At 59.4% G+C, this 16,204-nt stretch carries 15 protein-coding genes and 1 pseudogene; 1 reads left to right on the top strand and 15 read right to left on the bottom strand.

The annotated features are described in order from the left end of the window. Positions 1-126 precede the first annotated feature (126 nt). The 14 genes from LIY36_RS25385 to LIY36_RS25320 all read right to left on the bottom strand — a co-directional run bounded on the left by LIY36_RS25385 (position 127) and on the right by LIY36_RS25320 (position 14,665). On the bottom strand, positions 127-1,425 hold the full coding sequence (locus LIY36_RS25385) for an MFS transporter (RefSeq protein WP_226457605.1): 1,299 nt from the start codon (positions 1,423-1,425) through the stop codon (positions 127-129). Positions 1,426-1,472: 47 nt separating this feature from the next. Next, positions 1,473-2,630: a tricarballylate utilization 4Fe-4S protein TcuB gene (gene tcuB, locus LIY36_RS25380; RefSeq protein WP_226457582.1), complete on the bottom strand. Its 1,158-nt coding sequence runs from the start codon at positions 2,628-2,630 to the stop codon at positions 1,473-1,475. Next, positions 2,617-4,068, bottom strand: coding sequence for an FAD-dependent tricarballylate dehydrogenase TcuA (tcuA, locus tag LIY36_RS25375; protein WP_226457581.1), 1,452 nt, complete (start codon positions 4,066-4,068; stop codon positions 2,617-2,619). Before tcuA ends, tcuB begins: the two co-directional genes overlap by 14 nt. Positions 4,069-4,243: 175 nt before the next feature. Next, positions 4,244-5,179: a LysR family transcriptional regulator gene (locus LIY36_RS25370; protein WP_226457580.1), complete on the bottom strand. Its 936-nt coding sequence runs from the start codon at positions 5,177-5,179 to the stop codon at positions 4,244-4,246. A 134-nt stretch (positions 5,180-5,313) separates the two neighbouring features. Beyond that, positions 5,314-6,396 (bottom strand): protein-glutamate methylesterase/protein-glutamine glutaminase, encoded by a 1,083-nt coding sequence (locus LIY36_RS25365; RefSeq protein WP_226457579.1) that lies wholly within the window; start codon positions 6,394-6,396, stop codon positions 5,314-5,316. After that, positions 6,359-6,892 (bottom strand): chemoreceptor glutamine deamidase CheD, encoded by a 534-nt coding sequence (cheD, locus tag LIY36_RS25360; RefSeq protein WP_226457578.1) that lies wholly within the window; start codon positions 6,890-6,892, stop codon positions 6,359-6,361. Before cheD ends, LIY36_RS25365 begins: the two co-directional genes overlap by 38 nt. Beyond that, positions 6,889-7,698 (bottom strand): CheR family methyltransferase, encoded by an 810-nt coding sequence (locus tag LIY36_RS25355; RefSeq protein WP_226457577.1) that lies wholly within the window; start codon positions 7,696-7,698, stop codon positions 6,889-6,891. Before LIY36_RS25355 ends, cheD begins: the two co-directional genes overlap by 4 nt. Positions 7,699-7,708: 10 nt before the next feature. Further along, positions 7,709-8,248, bottom strand: a complete 540-nt coding sequence (locus LIY36_RS25350) for a chemotaxis protein CheW (protein ID WP_226457576.1) — start codon at positions 8,246-8,248, stop codon at positions 7,709-7,711. Between the two features lie 36 nt (positions 8,249-8,284). Then, positions 8,285-9,943: a methyl-accepting chemotaxis protein gene (locus tag LIY36_RS25345; protein ID WP_226457575.1), complete on the bottom strand. Its 1,659-nt coding sequence runs from the start codon at positions 9,941-9,943 to the stop codon at positions 8,285-8,287. 29 nt (positions 9,944-9,972) lie between these two features. Next, entirely contained in the window at positions 9,973-12,009 is a 2,037-nt protein-coding gene (locus tag LIY36_RS25340; protein ID WP_226457574.1) for a chemotaxis protein CheA, read from the bottom strand. A 41-nt stretch (positions 12,010-12,050) separates the two neighbouring features. Then, entirely contained in the window at positions 12,051-12,338 is a 288-nt protein-coding gene (locus LIY36_RS25335; RefSeq protein ID WP_226457573.1) for an STAS domain-containing protein, read from the bottom strand. A 22-nt stretch (positions 12,339-12,360) separates the two neighbouring features. Further along, on the bottom strand, positions 12,361-12,729 hold the full coding sequence (locus LIY36_RS25330; RefSeq protein ID WP_226457572.1) for a response regulator: 369 nt from the start codon (positions 12,727-12,729) through the stop codon (positions 12,361-12,363). 9 nt (positions 12,730-12,738) lie between these two features. Further along, positions 12,739-13,650: a methyl-accepting chemotaxis protein gene (locus tag LIY36_RS25325; protein ID WP_442962229.1), complete on the bottom strand. Its 912-nt coding sequence runs from the start codon at positions 13,648-13,650 to the stop codon at positions 12,739-12,741. 652 nt (positions 13,651-14,302) lie between these two features. Beyond that, positions 14,303-14,665 carry a winged helix-turn-helix transcriptional regulator gene (locus LIY36_RS25320; protein ID WP_226457570.1) on the bottom strand — a complete coding sequence of 121 codons (363 nt, stop codon included), beginning with the start codon at positions 14,663-14,665 and terminating at the stop codon, positions 14,303-14,305. 89 nt (positions 14,666-14,754) lie between these two features. Here LIY36_RS25320 and LIY36_RS25315 point away from each other — a divergent pair, with 89 nt between their 5' ends. Beyond that, positions 14,755-15,081, top strand: a complete 327-nt coding sequence (locus LIY36_RS25315; RefSeq protein ID WP_226457569.1) for a nuclear transport factor 2 family protein — start codon at positions 14,755-14,757, stop codon at positions 15,079-15,081. On the opposite strand, the pseudogene LIY36_RS25310 reads toward LIY36_RS25315, so the two are convergent. Beyond that, positions 15,038-15,490, bottom strand: a pseudogene (locus LIY36_RS25310) (tyrosine-type recombinase/integrase); the annotation flags it as partial. The gene LIY36_RS25315 and the pseudogene LIY36_RS25310 overlap by 44 nt on opposite strands. Between the last annotated feature and the right edge of the window lie 714 nt (positions 15,491-16,204).

Raw genomic sequence — 16,204 nt, 5'->3', positions numbered from 1 at the left:
TGGGGCAGGGCGTTGGACGGGATAGGTGCGCCTTGGCCTGCATTGATACGTAGACGAGTCAATGCAGGCCAAGGCGCGATATTTATTCAGCGCAACGTCCTGATTTCCTCCCAGCCCTCGCTTTCATCAAGCGTTGACGGGCAGTGCTTTTGGCCTGCGATACAGGATCGTTGTCGCTGTGAATCCGCACAACGCTGCAAACATCAGCCAGTAGGCGGGCGACGCCTTGTCACCTGTTACCTGCACCAGGATTGTTGATACGGCGGGGGTAAAGCCGCCGAACACAGCCGTCGCCAAACTGAATGCCAGGGAAAACCCTACGACTCGTACGTTCTGAGGCATCACCTCGGTCAATGCCGCAACCATCGCGCCGTTGTAAATGCCAAAGAAGAAAGAGAAGTACAGCAGCACAGCGAGCAGTCGTTCGAAACTTGCCGCCGCGGCCAGCCAATGCATGGCGGGATAGGCGGTGAAGATGCACAGCAAGGAGACCGCCAGCAACAAGGGGCGACGGCCAATGCGATCAGAAATCGTACCGCCGATGGGCAGCCAGATGAAGTTGCTCAGGCCGACGAAGAGCGTGACCACCAGACTGTCACTGGTACTCAGGTTGAGTACCGACCGGCCGAAAGTCGGGGTATAGACGGTAATGAGATAGAACGTGGTGGTGGTCATCGACGCTAACAGACCACCAGCCAGTACCGTGCGCCAGTTGTCCCGCATCGAGCGAAAGACTTCACTGGCGCTTGGGTGATGGCTGCGCGCTTTGAATGCATCGGTTTCCTGTAGCGAGCGGCGAATAATGAAGATGAACGGGATAATCAGGCAACCAATGAAGAATGGGATACGCCAGCCCCAGGCGGCAACGTCGGCAGCCTCCATGGAGGCGTTAATTGAATAGCCCAACGCAGCCGCAAGAATGATGGCCACTTGTTGGCTGGCCGACTGCCAACTGGTAAAGAAGCCCCGGCGTCCGGGCGTGGCAATTTCAGCCAGGTACACGGAAACACCACCCATTTCCGCACCCGCGGAGAATCCCTGCAACAGGCGCCCGAGCAACACCAATATCGGCGCTGCGATGCCTATGCTGGCGTAGCCTGGAACCAAGGCGATCAAGACAGTGCCCGCGGCCATGATCGACAGCGTCACGATCAGCCCCTTGCGCCGGCCCACCTTGTCGATGTAAGCGCCCAGCACGATAGCGCCCAGCGGCCGCATCAGAAATCCCGAACCGAATACGGCGAAGGTCATCATTAACGAGGCGAACTCGCTGGTAGTCGGAAAGAATGTCTGCGAGATGTAAGTTGCATAGAACCCAAACAGGAAGAAGTCGAACTGTTCGAGAAAATTGCCGCTCGTGACCCGCAGGATGGCGCCCAGTTTCGACCCTTTGGATCGAGTGTCTTGAGTTGTTGTTTTCATCATGGCTACCGTGGTGATCAATATTGTTTTTGGAATGAGTGGTGCTGCGATCAATCGCTTGCGGCGTTAATCGGGTTGGGTTGGCGTTTTTCGATGGAGTACTTGAGCAGCGCGGCGCTGCGGAAAATGCCATGGGCGAATTTGCTGTAGGGCATGGTCAGGAAAAACGCCATGACCAGGCCGAGATGGATCGCCAGCATCAAGCCCAGGGCAGCGCTTTCGCGAAACGCCAGGAGTGCCAGGCCGCTGGCGCTGACTAGAAACAGCAGCGCGATAAAGCCACGATCCATGGGCTTCTGGTTTTCGTCGCCGTGCTCAGGATTGCGACGCAGGTTCAACCACAACAGGCCTGCGGGGCCTATCAGCAGGCCAACTCCACCTGCGATGCCCAGCATCACCGGCAAACTCAGGACGGGGTAGGGTGCCGACCAGTCCAGCAGGAAATGGTAAAGCGTGGCGACACCGGTGGCGGCGAAACACAACATGAAGCCGTAGAAGGTGAAGTGGTGGAAACGCCGCCGCCACAGGGTGAACTGATCATCGGCGTTATTGCAGCCCTCGCCATGACCTCCGTCCAGGTATTTGAGGCGCGCGACGTTGGCTGTGGCCTCCAGTGCAGCGGCCGTCTTTTCCTGCGGGGACGCATCCGCCGGTGAAACGTTGCGCCAGAAGCGCCGCACGCCAATCGTCAAGGCAAGTACCGCGAAACCGAAGACCGCACCGAACATCAGCGCCAGCGTGTTATGCGGGAAGATCCCGTAGAAATTCCCCCCGGGCATTGCGGTAAACAGATTGCCCATCGCCAACAACGTGAGGCACAGGAACAGTGCCAGCCCTGCACCGGATGCCAGCGCCAGAGCCAACCCGTTGCGCCGGTACAACTTGCCCATCACCTGTGGCCAAGCGTACTCGGCATAAGTGTCGAGACGGACTTTGGCCATGGCCTTGGGCACATTGATTTCGAATTCGTGAGGGGCAGCGTACTGACAGGCATGCAGGCACGCACCGCAGTTATGGCAAAGGTTCGCCAGGTAGTGGATATCCGCCTGAGAAAACTCCAGACGCCTTGTCATGGCTGGGAATACAGCGCAGAAGCCCTCGCAGTAACGGCAGGCGTTGCAAACGGTCATTTGTCGCTGAACTTCGCTTTCGTCAAGGTTGAGTACGGGAATCAAATTGCCCGGTGCCTTGGGGTCAAACAGCTGCATGTTGGGGCTCCGTGGAGGAAGGGGTCAGGAAGCCGGCCGCAGCCGCGGCTTGCACACCGGCGATGCGACCGAATGCGGTACCAATGGCCATGCCGATGCCGGCGGTATAGCCCTTGCCCAATACGTTGCCCGCCATCATTTCTCCTGCGACAAACAGGTTGGGGCTGGGCTTGCCGTTGAAATGAACGGCGGCGGTATCGTCGGTAGCCAGCCCCAGATAGGTGAAGGTCACGCCTGGCTTAAGTGGGTAGGCGCAGAAGGGGGGCTTTACCAATGGGCGGGCCCAATGGGTTTTGGCGGGTGTCAAACCTTCGGTGTGGCAGTTGTCCAGCGCGGTGTGGTCGAACGTGCCGACGCGGCAGGCGGCGTTGTATGCCTCGATGGTTTTGACAAATTGCGTCACGGGAAGCTTCAACTGGCGCGCCAGGTCTTGCAGGGAGTTGGCTTTAGTGCCCGGAAACACCGGAGGCATGAAGCGGCCGAGGGCTTGTTGATCGATGATTGAGTAGGCCTGTTGACCGGGTTGACCCGCCACCAGGCGGCCCCAGATGGCATAGCGCTTGGGCCAGAAATCCTCGCCTTCGTCATAGAAGCGTTCGCCGTCGCGATTGACCACTACGCCCAGCGATACGCAATCGATACGGGTACAGATACCACCGTCATACAGGGGCGCACGCGCGTCGATGGCCACCATGTGTGCTTGGGTTGGGTCGCCGATAAAGTCGGCGCCCAGGTTCTGCATGCGTTGAAGCAGCACGCCGGTATTGAAGCGCGTCCCACGAATCAGAAAGTTGTCAGAAGGCCATTCTCCGCGCTCGTTCTGACCCCAGGCCTCGCGCAGCCACTCGCGGTTCGACTCGAAACCGCCAGCCGCCAGAACGCAGGTCCTGGCCTGGATTCGCTCGGCAGGCAAACGCTGTCCCTCGACCTCACGCTCACCGAGATGGGCCGCGACGAATGCTCCGTCCTTCAACTCGATGTCGGTGACTTGAGCGTTGTAGCGGATCTTCACGCCCAGCCGCTCGGCGCTGCGGAAGTACGCGTTGACCAAGGCTTTGCCGCCGCCCATGAAAAACGCATTGGTACGCGCAACATGCAGAGCACCGGACAACGACGGCTGAAAATGCACACCGTGGGAGCGCATCCAGTCACGGCAGTTCGACGAGGCGCGGATCACAATACGAGCAAGCTTTTCGTTGGTAATCCCGCCGGTGACCTTCAGCAGATCCTGCCAGTATTCTTCTTCGGGATAGGCATCGACCAATACATCTTGCGGTGCTTCGTGCATGCATCGCAGGTTTCGGGTGTGTTGCGAGTTGCCGCCGCGCCAGATTTTCGGTGCGCCCTCCAGCAGCATCACGCTAGCGCCGGCCTCTCGCGCCATCAACGCCGCACACAAGGCGGCATTGCCGCCGCCAATTACTAATACGTCGATCATCATCACTCCTCAATCGCAAGGAGGCATGAACGAAGTGCTCCTCGCGAGGGGGGAGAAGGTAGGGCGGTCAGCGTGTTGCCGAAAGGCGCAAAACCAGTCGAGGTGTTTAGTTTTTATAAAGGCTTTGCTGCGGATCACACCATTATTGGCAGCCGAGAGGAGGAGGGCGCCGGGATCATGGGGCGACGCCCTCGATCCACGACGCCCCCGGCCATTGTTGATCAACGACCAACTGTCGAGCGACATCCGTAATAACTACCCGCGCCGCCAGCGCAGCGGGAGCAAGCTCATCATCCGGCAGTGTCGCCAACAGGTTTCGTCGACCTACGTGAGCATCGGATATTTCCACCACTGAAAGTCCCGACTCACCTTTGAGCGCCGCTGCCGCACCGGGCTGGATGGTCGCAGCATGACCTGCGCGTACGGCGTTCATCAATACGGCAAGACCATCCACTTCCATGAGGATATTGGGCGCCAACCCCGAACGTTCAAACGCAACCATCAGCGTAGAACGCAAACCGTGTTGCGCGCTCGGCATCACCAGTGGAAGTTGCCCCAGATCCGCCAGTTGCATGCGCGTTCCTTGTGGTGCATGGGGCAGGTGCGGTGAACTGATGACAAATAGTTTTTCGTCGAGCAGCGGTGTCACGCTCCAGCGCTTGCCCCCTTCGAGTTGAAACACAATGGCCAGGTCGATCTGGCGAGCATTGAGTTGCGTGGCCAAATGCCCGGACAGCATCTCGACCAGGTGCAATTGAATATCCGGGTAGCGCTCTCGCATTGCGTTGATCAATGGCAGGGCAAGCACAGTGGCAGTCGTGGGCGCCATTCCGACGGTGACATAGCCACTCATTCGCCCACGGTGAGCGGCCAGGATCGCATTTTCAGCTTGCCGCAAACACAGCTGGGCATGGTGCAGGAACGCCATACCAGAGCTGGTCGGCGTGACACCCGTAGTGGTGCGATTAAGGAGACGGGTTGACAGCTCACTTTCAAGTTTCGCGATCTGTTGGCTAAGGGCTGATACGCCGACGTCCAGTTCAAGGGCTGCGCGTCCCAAGCTGCCGTGTTCGAGGATTTTTACGAAATAGCGCAGTTGTCTTAATTCCAAACGTTGCCGCTCCACGTCAAATGATGGTTGGGATGCCGATCGATGGCCACAGGAGGCTGTTCAGACATTCTACGAATGGCAGCTTTCAAACGGTAACCTGAGGCCAATCAGGCAATGTCATGGGCGGCTCGCGTTCACTTATACAAAATCGCTTGATGAATATCCTCCAGTGCCATGATGCGTTGAGCGGCGTTGAGTTTGATGGCTTCCTTGGGCATGCCGAACACCACGCAACTGGCTTCGTCCTGGGCGACTGTCGCGGCGCCGGCCTCGAGCATTTCTTTGAGTCCGCGCGCGCCGTCGTCGCCCATGCCCGTCATGATGATGCCGGTGGCGTTCCTGCCCGCAAACCGGGCAACCGAGCGAAACAGCACATCCACCGAAGGGCGATGCCTGTTAACCAGCGGTCCGTCGATAACCTGGGCGTGATAATAGGCACCACTGCGGGTGACCATCAGGTGCTTGCCGCCAGGCGCGATGAGGGCCAGGCCCGGCAGGATGCGGTCGTTGTTGCGCGCCTCGCGCACTTCGAGCTCGCAGACGCTGTTGAGACGCTCGGCGAACGAAGCGGTGAACTTCTCAGGCATGTGCTGCACGATCACTATACCTGGGCACACCCGCGGCAGTGCGGTCAGCACCGCTTCCAGCGCTTGGGTGCCGCCGGTGGAGGTGCCGATGGCGACGATACGCTCGGTGGTCTGAGCCATCGCATGGCCATTGCCGGCGGGCAGGATCGCATCCGCACTGAGCTTGCTGGCCGGAGGCGGTGATGGCGCCGGCCTGGCGCTGCGCTTGCCCAGGTTCCTGACGTTGGAATTCGCGGCAGCACGGATGGCGGCCACCAACTCGGCTGCCGATTCGATCAGGAAGTTCTTCAACCCCGTACTCGGCTTGGTGATGATTTCCACAGCGCCCGCCGACAGCGCCTGCAGCGAGGTTTCCGCGCCTTTCTGCGTCAGCGAGGAACAGATCACCACCGGCGTCGGCCGCTCACTCATGATTTTCTTGAGAAACGTGATGCCGTCCATGCGCGGCATTTCTACGTCCAGCACGATCACGTCCGGCCATTCCCGCGAGAGTTTATCCATGGCAAAAATCGGGTCGGAGGCAGCGCCCATCACGTGAATATCTGGCGTATCGCTAAGAATCGCCTGCAGTACCTGGCGCACCACGGCCGAGTCATCGACCAGCAGTACACTGATTTTTTTGGTAGGCATCTTCTTGAAGTGTTCCCATTGGTTGGTGCCGAACCCAGACGTTGCCGTTCCATAGGTCGAACATGATCGTGCGGTAACCGGTACTGCCCATGTCCTGGGCCGTCAGGTGCAGGTGATGACGCTCGGCCAGGGCCAGCGCTGCGCGGATATTCTGGCTGGCCACGTTCTGCGCCGGCAGTTGGCGCCGCAGGTTGGGAAACATCTCGCCGCCGCCGAACAACTTGACTTGGTAATCGAGTGCCTGGGTGCCATTCGCCTGGGCGTGGCGCAGCAGCAGTTCCAGAGCTTCGTCGGCATATCTGCCGTCCAGGCACTGATGATTGCGCAAGCGCCCCGGCAGCATGAAGTGGCACATGCCGCCAATCAGTCGTTGCGGGTGCCAAAAGGTGATCGCCACGCAGGAACCGAGCAAGGTCCGCAGGCGCGTCGGTCGCGTCGAAAAACACACCTGGCCAGGTGCCAATACTACTTCGGCTGCACCGATAGGCTTTTTCATGGCTTGCGGTAAATCGACGGTGCCACCAGCTTCAAGGTGTCATTGACACCGTGGAGGCTTTCCGAGTGACTGATGATCAAATAACCGCCGGATTTGAGCAGCGGCAGCAGGCGTGCGACCACTTGGCGCTTGGTCTGCTGATCGAAATAAATCATCACGTTGCGTAGGAAGATCACCTCGAACTCCCCCAGGGCAGGCAACGCCTCGTTAAGGTTGACCTGGACAAAATTGACGCGGCTACGCAAAGCCTTGTCGATCAGGAAGGTGCCCGCCTGGCGGCCAATGCCCTTGAGGCAATACTTGGCCAGCAGCGGCTGGGGCAATGTCTCGGTGCGTTCCATGGAGTAATGGCCCGTGCGCGCCTTGGCCAGCATTTGGGTGCTGATGTCCGAGCCGGTCACTTCCCAAGGCGTGGTGCCGAGGCTTTCGGCCAGGGTCATCGCCAGGCTGTAGGGCTCTTCGCCCGAGGAACTGGCCGCGCTCCACACGCGAAACACTTTGCTCGGCGCGGCGTGGGGCAGTACCTGCTGACGCAGGAATTCGAAGTGCTTGGGCTCGCGGAAAAAATACGTTTCGTTGGTGGTCAATAAATCCAGCGCGACCTGCAGTTCGCCCTTGCGCTGGTCATTCATGATCAGCTTGAAATACTCACTATAGCTCTGCAGTTCATAGTGCTTGAGGCGCTTGAACAGGCGCCCGGCCACCAACGCTTTCTTGGTTGGCGAAAGGTTGATCCCGGCCGCGCGGTATAGCCAGCTCTGGAACTGACCGAATTCACGATCATCGATGCAAGCGTTGTCTGGCATGGTCGGGGCCTCAACGCGGGTCGAGGTCGAGGGTCGGCGCCTGGCCGGCCTCGGCGAGGCTGGACGTCTCATCGATGGACAACACCTTGTTCACCTCCAGCACGATCACGAACTTGCCGTCGACTTTGGCCATGCCACTGATGAAATCGGCACGAATTCGCGCGCCGAAGTTCGGTGGCGGCTCGATCTGCGTGACCGGGATCTCCCGCACCGCAGACACCGTATCGACCAACAGCCCGATATCCTGGGGCTGGCCATCGTCGGTACTCGCTTCGATGATGATCACGCAGGAGCGTCGGGTGATCGCCGAGTTGGCCCGCCCAAAGCGAGCGGATAAATCCACCACCGGTACCACCGCGCCGCGCAGGTTGATCACCCCGCGCACGAAAGCCGGCATCATCGGAACCACCGTCAGGCTGCCGTATTCGATAATTTCCTTGATCCCCAGAATGCCGATGGCGAACATTTCGCCGCCAAGCATGAAGGTCAGGTACTGCGCATCCTCATCTACCGCCACAGCGGCCTGCCGAGTCGTCATTACTGCGCCCATATCACTCTCCCTAGTAGGCCCACCTTGATCGTGCGATCAGAAGCGGGTGAAGTCCGCTTCGTCCGGGGCACTGGCCATGGTGTAGGCGAATGCCTTGCGCGGTGCCTGTGGTTTGGGCTGTGGCTGCTGGCAGTTAGGCTTGCTGCCGGGGCTGTCCACGCTGCTGCTTTGAACCGCGGCCTTGGGCGCCGAATCCAGCACGAAGAAGCTCATGGCCTGTTGCAGTTGCTCGGCCTGGCTGCTCATTTCTTCGGCCGTGGCCGCCAGTTCCTCGCTGCTCGAGGCATTTTGCTGGGTCACCTGGTTGAGCTGGGTCATCGCTGTGTTGATCTGCGCGACTCCGGCCGCCTGTTCCTCGGACGCGGCGCTGATTTCCTGCACAAGGTCGGACGTCTTGTTGATGGAAGGCACCATTTCGTCGAGCAACTTGCCGGCTTTCTCGGCCATGTCCACGCTGCTGGAGGACAGCTCACCGATTTCCTGGGCGGCTACCTGGCTGCGTTCAGCCAGCTTGCGCACTTCGGCGGCGACCACTGCGAAACCCTTGCCATGCTCGCCGGCCCGGGCGGCCTCGATGGCGGCATTGAGCGCAAGGAGATTGGTCTGGTAGGCGATGTCATCAATGATGCTGATGCGCTGGGCGATTTTCTTCATCGCCACCACCGTCTGCTGTACCGATTCGCCGCCCTCGGTGGCTTCCTTGGCGGCCTTGCTGGCCATGCCATCGGTGACCTTGGCGTTTTCGGTGTTCTGGTTGATGCTGGCGCTCATCTGCTCCACCGACGCACTGGTTTCCTCGACGCTGGCGGCCTGTTCACTGGTGGCCTGGCTCATCGATTGCGCGGTGGCGCTGACCTCCTCGGAGGCGCTGGCCAGGTTATCGGCGGCATTGCGCACTTCACCGATGATATGTGCCAGCTTGCCGACCATGTTGCGCATGGCGTTGAGCACCATGCCGGTTTCATCTTTGCCACCGGGCTCGATGTGTGCGTTGAGGTTGCCTTCAGCCAATTGCTCGGCGGCGCTCGCGGCCTGGCGCAACGGGCGGGAAATGATCCGTGCGATGAATACCGCCAGGCCCAGGCCGATCAGCAGGGCCGCGACCAGTACCGCGATGATTGACACACGTGCGCTTTCATACAGCGCCGAGCCTTTGTCGCCGGCGGCGCTCGCGCCGGCGTCGTTGAACTCGACCATTTTCTGCAGCCGAGCGGTCACCTCATCGAAATACCCCCTGGATTCTCCCCTGAGCAAACCGCTCGCCTGGGCGTTCTGGTTCTGGCGAGAAAACTCAAGCACCTGCTTGCTGCTTGCAAGGTAGGCGTCCCAAGCGCTTTTGACGCTGGTCAGGAGTTGACGGTCTTCATCGTTGGACAGCAATTGCTCGTAGGTGCCCATGCGGGTTTCGAACTGCTGGCGCGCTTCGGTGGCTTCGTGTTCGGCCTGGACCTTTTCCTCGGGAATTTCGGTAGCGATGTGGCGGTTTTCTTTCAAACGGTAGTTGGCGGCAAAAAAACGCATGCCGGCGGCTGCGCGCATGGAGGGCATCCAGTTGCCCTTGATGTCCTGGGCCGCATGGTTGACCTCACCGAGCTGGTGGATGGCGAAGCCGCCCATCGCCCCGGTGAGCACCAGGACCAGCAGGAACGAGCTGATCAACTTGGTGGAAATCTTAAGATCGTAGAACCATTTCATCGGGGAACCTCCATGGAATTGCAAATGCGTCAGCGGGCAACGACCGGTGGCGACTGAGGCGCCGGGGTTGTGCGGGCTTCCAGTTGTACGATTTGGTTGAGCAGTACTGGTACATCCAGAATCAAGGCCACCGCGCCGCTGCCCAATATGGTCGAGCCGCTGATGCCGCGCAGTGCGCCGAACAACTTGCCCAGGGGTTTGATCACGGTCTGGAACTCGCCGAGCAGGTCATCGACCACCAGCCCGGCCTTATGCTCGGCATTGCGCACTACCACCACATTCTGACGTCGGGCGACCGGGCCTTCGTGATTGAAGTGATCGCGCAGGTGCACCAGTGGCAACACTTCGCCACGCAGGTCCAGATATCCCGTGTCACGGCTGGACTGGCGCAGGTCTTCATCCAGCTCGATACACTCCTGGACCATGTCCAGCGGAATCACATAGGTAGATTGGTCGATGCCGACCATGAACCCATTGATGATCGCCAGGGTCAGCGGCAAGCGAATGCGCACCACGGTGCCCTTGCCGGGGCGGCTGTCGAGGTCGACGGTGCCGCGCAACAAGGTGATATTGCGCTTGACCACGTCCATGCCGACGCCGCGCCCGGACAGGTTGGTCACGGCCTCGGCGGTGGAGAAACCCGCTTCGAAGATCAGGTTATAGATCTCCTGGTCGGTGAGCAGCGCACCACTGGCCACCAGCCCGCGTTCCTGAGCCTTCTGCAGGATGCGGTCGCGGTTGAGCCCGGCGCCGTCGTCGGCGATCTCAATGACGATGCTCCCCGAGTCATGGTAGGCATTGAGGCTCAGATGGCCCTTCGCCGACTTGCCGGCCGCACGCCGCGCATCGGCGCTTTCGATACCGTGGTCCATGGCATTGCGCAATAGATGCATCAGCGGGTCGCCGATCTTCTCGACCACGGTCTTGTCCAGTTCGGTTTCCGCACCGCTGATGATCAGTTCGATGTCCTTGCCCAGTTCCTGGCTGATATCGCGCACCACGCGGCGGAAGCGGTTGAACGTGTCGCCGATGGGGATCATGCGCAAGTGCAGGGCGCCATCGAGGATCTCTTCCACCAGCCCCGAGACCGTCGAAGCCGCCTCTTGCAACGGGTCATTGTTAGAGGAGCGGGCCAGCAGGTTAGCGCCGGCGCTGGCAATCACCAACTCGCCGACCAGATTGATCAACTCGTCGAGCTTGTCGGCGTTGACGCGCACGTAATTGCCGTCGCGGGTCTTCACCTCACTGGGCGCCGGACGCGGCGATGCTGCTGGCATCAAGGCGGGTTCGGCCTGGGTGACCAGGTCGCGAGCGATGGCCGCCGTGCCCTCAGGCGCTTCGTCTACGGCGCTGATCTGCACTTCACAGTCATCACGCACAAAGTCGAATACCTCCTTGAGGGTGGCGTGGCTGGCCGTCGAGCGCAGGTCAATCTCGAAGCCCAGATAGCAGCTTTCCGGGTCCCAGCTGGCGGCGGGCGGAATGTGCTGAGTCAAGGTGGTGACCTGCAACAGCGTGCCCAGGGTGTCGAGGTAACGCAGGAACGACAACGGGTCCATGCCGTTGCGGAAGACATCCACGCCGAAGCGCAGGTCAATATGCCAAAGCACTTCCACCGCCGCGTCGTCGCCCACCTCAGCGGTGTCGACGCTGACAGCGGTGGTTGGCAGCGGCGAATAGGCACTCAGTGCCTCGCGCAATGCCTCACCGCGCTCCAGCGCGGCGGGCGTCGGCGTCTCACCGCGGTCGGCGACCACTTCGATCAATTCGAGCATGTGGTCACCGCACTTGAGCAGCAGCGCGATCAACGCGGCGTCCACCGCCACACTGCCTTCGCGCAGGTGGTCGAGCACGTTTTCGACGATATGCGTGAACCCCACGATCGACGCCAGACCGAATAGGCCCGCCGAACCCTTGATGGTGTGGGCGGCGCGGAAAATCGCGCCAATGGCATCCTGGTCGGCGGGCTCGCTTTCCAATTGCAGCAGGGATTGCTCCATGTCCTGCAACAGCTCGCGTGCCTCAACGATGAATGTCTGCTGTGCCTGATCGAGATTGATGCTCACCGGACCTTTCCTTGTCGATCAAAAAACGTGGGAAGCGCTGACTATGAGGCCTCACTGCGACACAGTTGGAGCGCCTGGATGACCACCTGGCTCTGGCCGGTCACGCTCAAGCCTGTACCGCTGACGCCGGCCTCACGCCGGATGACCGCGAGCAACTGCAAGCCGGCGCCATCCATTTCCGTGACCTGGGACAGGTCCAGCTCAAGGCGTGGCGACGCGCCGATCTGCGGCAGCAGCGCACCTGCCAGTTCCGCGACGGTGTAAATCGTCAGCTCACCGTCAATGCGCACGCGGGCAGTGTCGTCGAAGGTGTCGATGGTGATCGGCATGGAGCCTCCCTGGCGCCGGGGTTCAGGGCAGTATCAGTTTGGACACCGCCGCCAGCATCTGCGCCGGCTGGAACGGCTTGACCACCCAGGCCTTGGCGCCAGCGGCCTGACCCTCGGCCTTCTTCGACTCCTGGGACTCAGTGGTCAGCATGATGATAGGCGTGAACTTGTAATTGGCCAGCTTCTTGACCTCCTTGATGAAGGTGATGCCGTCCATGTGGGGCATGTTCACGTCGCTGATGATCAGGTGCACCTTCTGCCCGGTGAGCTTGCCAAGGGCATCCCGGCCGTCGCTGGCTTCGATCACGTCGTAACCGGCACTTTTCAAGGCAATACCGACCACCTGCCGCACACTGCTGGAGTCGTCGACCACTAATACATTCTTCGCCATGGGGTACTCCTAAAAGAAAGTAATGTCTTGAGAATTGTGCTGCGCGGCCGCATCGCCATGGTGGATGCGCCGTTGCTCGTCGGTGGCATAGGTGGCTTCCATGCGCGCCAGCCACTGCCGGGCGTCGACGGCGACCGCCTGGTCGGGGGCCAGGCTGGCTTGCAGGAGGTGCTCATGCAAAGCGTGCATGTTGTCGCGCACGTGACTGAGGATCTGGCTGACCCGATCCTGGAATTGCAGGTTGACCAGCACTTCGGTCATCTCATCGCGGATGCCGTAGCTTTCCTGCTTGAGCAGGTCGGCGGAGTCGGCCAGACGCCCGGTGATGTTCTGGAAGCGCTCGAGCACCACTTGAATACTGTTTTCGGATTCGGCCACCGAATGGCTGTCCTGGTCGGCGTTGCTGGACGCAGCGAGCACCAATTGCGTAATGGCGTTATTGATGATGTCGACCTTGGCCGACATCTGCTGGCCGGTTTCACTGGATTTGCTCGACAGGCTGCGCACCGCATCGGCCACCACCGCGAAGCCACGACCGGCCTCACCGGCCCGCGCCGCCTCGATGGCTGCGTTGAGGGCCAGTAGGTTGGTTTGTGCAGCAATCGCGGCCACATCAGCGGCCATGGTGCGCAGTTCGCCGGTGTAGGCGGTCAGGCTGCGGACCTGGGCCAGGGTTTGATCACGGCTGCTTTGCGTGGCCTTGAGCGAGTTGATCACCTGGCTCAGTTCACTGTCGCTGCGTGCCAGCGCCTCAAGCGGCCCATCGGCGGCGTGCCCATCCAGTTCTCCGGCAGCGTGCTGCGAGGCGTGTACCGTTTCCTGCAAGCGCGTAGCGATCCCGGTAAACCGGTTAGCCAGGCTCACAATCGCTTCTTCGGTCTGATGGCGCGAGCTTTCCACCTGCTTGGCCCAGATCGGCATGGCGCCCAGCAACACCTCATCCAGCTGTGCCCGCGAGGCCATACCGTTGCGCGCTGCGCCCGCGTCGGCCTGAGCCGCCTGCACCTGCGCGATGCCTAGCTGCACGGCATTACGCTGCGAACTCGCGCTCCAGGCGCAGGCACCGAGGCCGATCAGCACCAGTACCGCGCAAGCCGCCAGGTTGGCCGCAGAGGTTGATTGCACCAGTGTCCAAATCACGGCAGGTACCACCGGGATCAAAGCGAACCAGCGAAAACGCGGATGAGCGAGAGGGGGAGTGCGGCTGGATTGACGCTGGGTCATGAGTTCGATCCTTGAACTGTGTTGCGCGTGGAGATGACATACGAGTTATCTGCGCCGTGCGTCACAACTTTAGACAACCTAAGTGCCATCTGTCTGATTTATGACCAGCAGGCGACTGTTACTCGGATGTACTCACTGCGTCCAAATCTCGCATGAGCCACACCAACGACACCAGCAGGGACAGCTTGCTCCACGAAGGTATTCTTGGCGACTAAAGGCGCCAGTGTCTTAGCGTAGATCGTAATCACCAGGCGCGCTCAAGCCCGAGCGATCTACCGCCTAGCGTTCAGCCACGCAACCGGGCGCCTTGCTATACCGCCGTCGTAACCAGAGCCCGGCCCCCGGACACCTAGGCCGGAAGAGAGGAGGAGGGTGATACCTGTTCGTGGTCGGCCTCGGCCCACTTCAACATGCCATCAAGCACCGGACAAAGCTTTTGTCCCCAAGCCGTCAGGCGGTAGTCCACTCGAGGTGGTTTTTCGTCGTAGACGGTACGTATCACCAGCCCATCTTGCTCCAGCCCCCGCAGTTGTTGAGCCAGCATTTTTTGAGATATGCCACTGACCACGCGTTCGAGATCTGAAAAGCGCTGAACCTTGCCATCGAAGAGATGAAACAAAATGACCAGTTTCCATCTGCCGCGCAGTAGTGCAAATACGGCATTGACATCTTCGGCAGCTGAATCAGGCGTGTAGACCTTGTTATGGCTCATTGGTAGTCACTTACTTTTTCGTGCGTTCTTGTCGAGTTTGGCTGAGGCGCTGATCATGAGTAGCACTTGTCTATCAGGAGAATAACTCGATGAGTATTACTCGGCATCCAGCCATTGAAGCCTATTTTACAAGTGAGACCGGCACCGACGTCGGCACCTTAAACACAGTATTTACGCAGGATGCGACAGTCCTGGATGAAGGAAAAACCATCGTGGGTATTGATGCCATCACCGCATGGAGAGCGGCAGCGAAAGCGAAGTACCAATACACGGCCGAACCCGTGGACAGTCAGGAGGATGAGGCAAAGTCGGTGATCAGCGTGCGGCTCTCCGGTAATTTTCCCGGCAGTCCTGCGGTAGTGACATACACCTTCAGTGTTCATGATGGAAAGATAAACGCCCTGGAGATTGGTTGATGACTGCCGGCGTGGCCCGCTCGAGGTCATGCCCACGCTTTTCGACCAGGTAAGCCAAAAACCGGTCTGCAAATGTGTGGCGAAAGTCATGTGCAGAAAGTGTAGGCAACAACCCCGGCTGAGCCAGCTCAATGGTCAGAAACAGCCGATCAAGGACGTTCGACAACGCGCGGATCGACAGCGGGCGGCCACGATTCGAGATGAACAAATAGCGGTACAGCAATTTCATCGGTTTTCCGTTACGCAAAGGGCGCCGTTCGCTCTGGATATAGCGCTCGTAGACCTCATACAACTGTGCGGAGATGCCTACAGTTCGCCCATGTGTTTTGAGCGCAGGCTCTTCGACGCGCGGGTCGGCGGAATCATGCTCGCGATCATTTATGCTGACATAGGCGTGCTGAGAACCTTTTAGGCGTCAACAACGAATTCGTCGAATCAGTGGCTTAGCCTAGGTGACCATCAAAAATGAGAATGTCCTCTTGTAATATCAGGGACTTAGATAGACCGTGTCATTTGAATCGAGGAACAGAGTGCAACAGAATTGAGAGTTAGCTCGTGGATTTTTTCAGATTTGAGAATCACAAGTACGGGATGATCGTCCTCGTAATATTCGTTAAAAAACGGAATCTCGTTGTACTCATCCCGCTGCGTCACGACTTCTCCATGAACGTCCACAACGTGCCCCTGCTTGTTATCGACGGAGCATTAGCGTTCGCCCCTGTAGATTAGAGTGAGTAGATTTGTTCGGATTTTTGGAAAGGTGCGTGGCAACGGTGCGATTCAGGAAATTTCGACAGGGGGGCATGTGGTCTGTCATTTTTTGAGTGGCATCCGTGATCGTGTTTGGGGCATCTTCTGTTCTGAGCAGGGGCCTGCCAAGAATACGTGGGAGCTTGTCCCGCTTACTCCCGAGTACCTGGCAAAAGAGCATGGGGTGCTAGGGGGCGAGTGTTCGAATCACTCCATCCAGACCATATAATTCAGGGGGGTACGAAATTTTATCTCGCGACCCCTTTTTATTTTCAGGTGTTGTTACCCTTACGAAACGACTGGCTTTGGAGTAAGGGTGTATGGGATTTGGCACCGCATTGCATGATAATTGGCACTAGCAAAACAGGCCGGA

Origin of the sequence: Pseudomonas sp. AF03-9 (genome assembly GCF_020515815.1) — a bacterium.
Taxonomy (GTDB): Bacteria; Pseudomonadota; Gammaproteobacteria; order Pseudomonadales; family Pseudomonadaceae; genus Aquipseudomonas.
Note: the sequence above shows the minus strand (reverse complement) of the source record. Positions and strands in the feature narration are given on the sequence as shown.

Bases quoted from the DNA above. Each gene is read 5' to 3' on its own strand.
- LIY36_RS25320 (WP_226457570.1), bottom strand. From the start codon at position 14,665: ATGAGCCATAACAAGGTCTACACGCCTGATTCAGCTGCCGAAGATGTC.
- LIY36_RS25345 (WP_226457575.1), bottom strand. From the start codon at position 9,943: ATGAAATGGTTCTACGATCTTAAGATTTCCACCAAGTTGATCAGCTCG.
- LIY36_RS25355 (WP_226457577.1), bottom strand. From the start codon at position 7,698: ATGCCAGACAACGCTTGCATCGATGATCGTGAATTCGGTCAGTTCCAG.
- LIY36_RS25315 (WP_226457569.1), top strand. From the start codon at position 14,755: ATGAGTATTACTCGGCATCCAGCCATTGAAGCCTATTTTACAAGTGAG.
- LIY36_RS25330 (WP_226457572.1), bottom strand. From the start codon at position 12,729: ATGGCGAAGAATGTATTAGTGGTCGACGACTCCAGCAGTGTGCGGCAG.
- cheD (WP_226457578.1), bottom strand. From the start codon at position 6,892: ATGAAAAAGCCTATCGGTGCAGCCGAAGTAGTATTGGCACCTGGCCAG.
- tcuB (WP_226457582.1), bottom strand. From the start codon at position 2,630: ATGCAGCTGTTTGACCCCAAGGCACCGGGCAATTTGATTCCCGTACTC.
- tcuA (WP_226457581.1), bottom strand. From the start codon at position 4,068: ATGATCGACGTATTAGTAATTGGCGGCGGCAATGCCGCCTTGTGTGCG.
- LIY36_RS25350 (WP_226457576.1), bottom strand. From the start codon at position 8,248: ATGGGCGCAGTAATGACGACTCGGCAGGCCGCTGTGGCGGTAGATGAG.
- LIY36_RS25385 (WP_226457605.1), bottom strand. From the start codon at position 1,425: ATGATGAAAACAACAACTCAAGACACTCGATCCAAAGGGTCGAAACTG.
- LIY36_RS25365 (WP_226457579.1), bottom strand. From the start codon at position 6,396: ATGCCTACCAAAAAAATCAGTGTACTGCTGGTCGATGACTCGGCCGTG.
- LIY36_RS25335 (WP_226457573.1), bottom strand. From the start codon at position 12,338: ATGCCGATCACCATCGACACCTTCGACGACACTGCCCGCGTGCGCATT.
- LIY36_RS25325 (WP_442962229.1), bottom strand. From the start codon at position 13,650: ATGCCGATCTGGGCCAAGCAGGTGGAAAGCTCGCGCCATCAGACCGAA.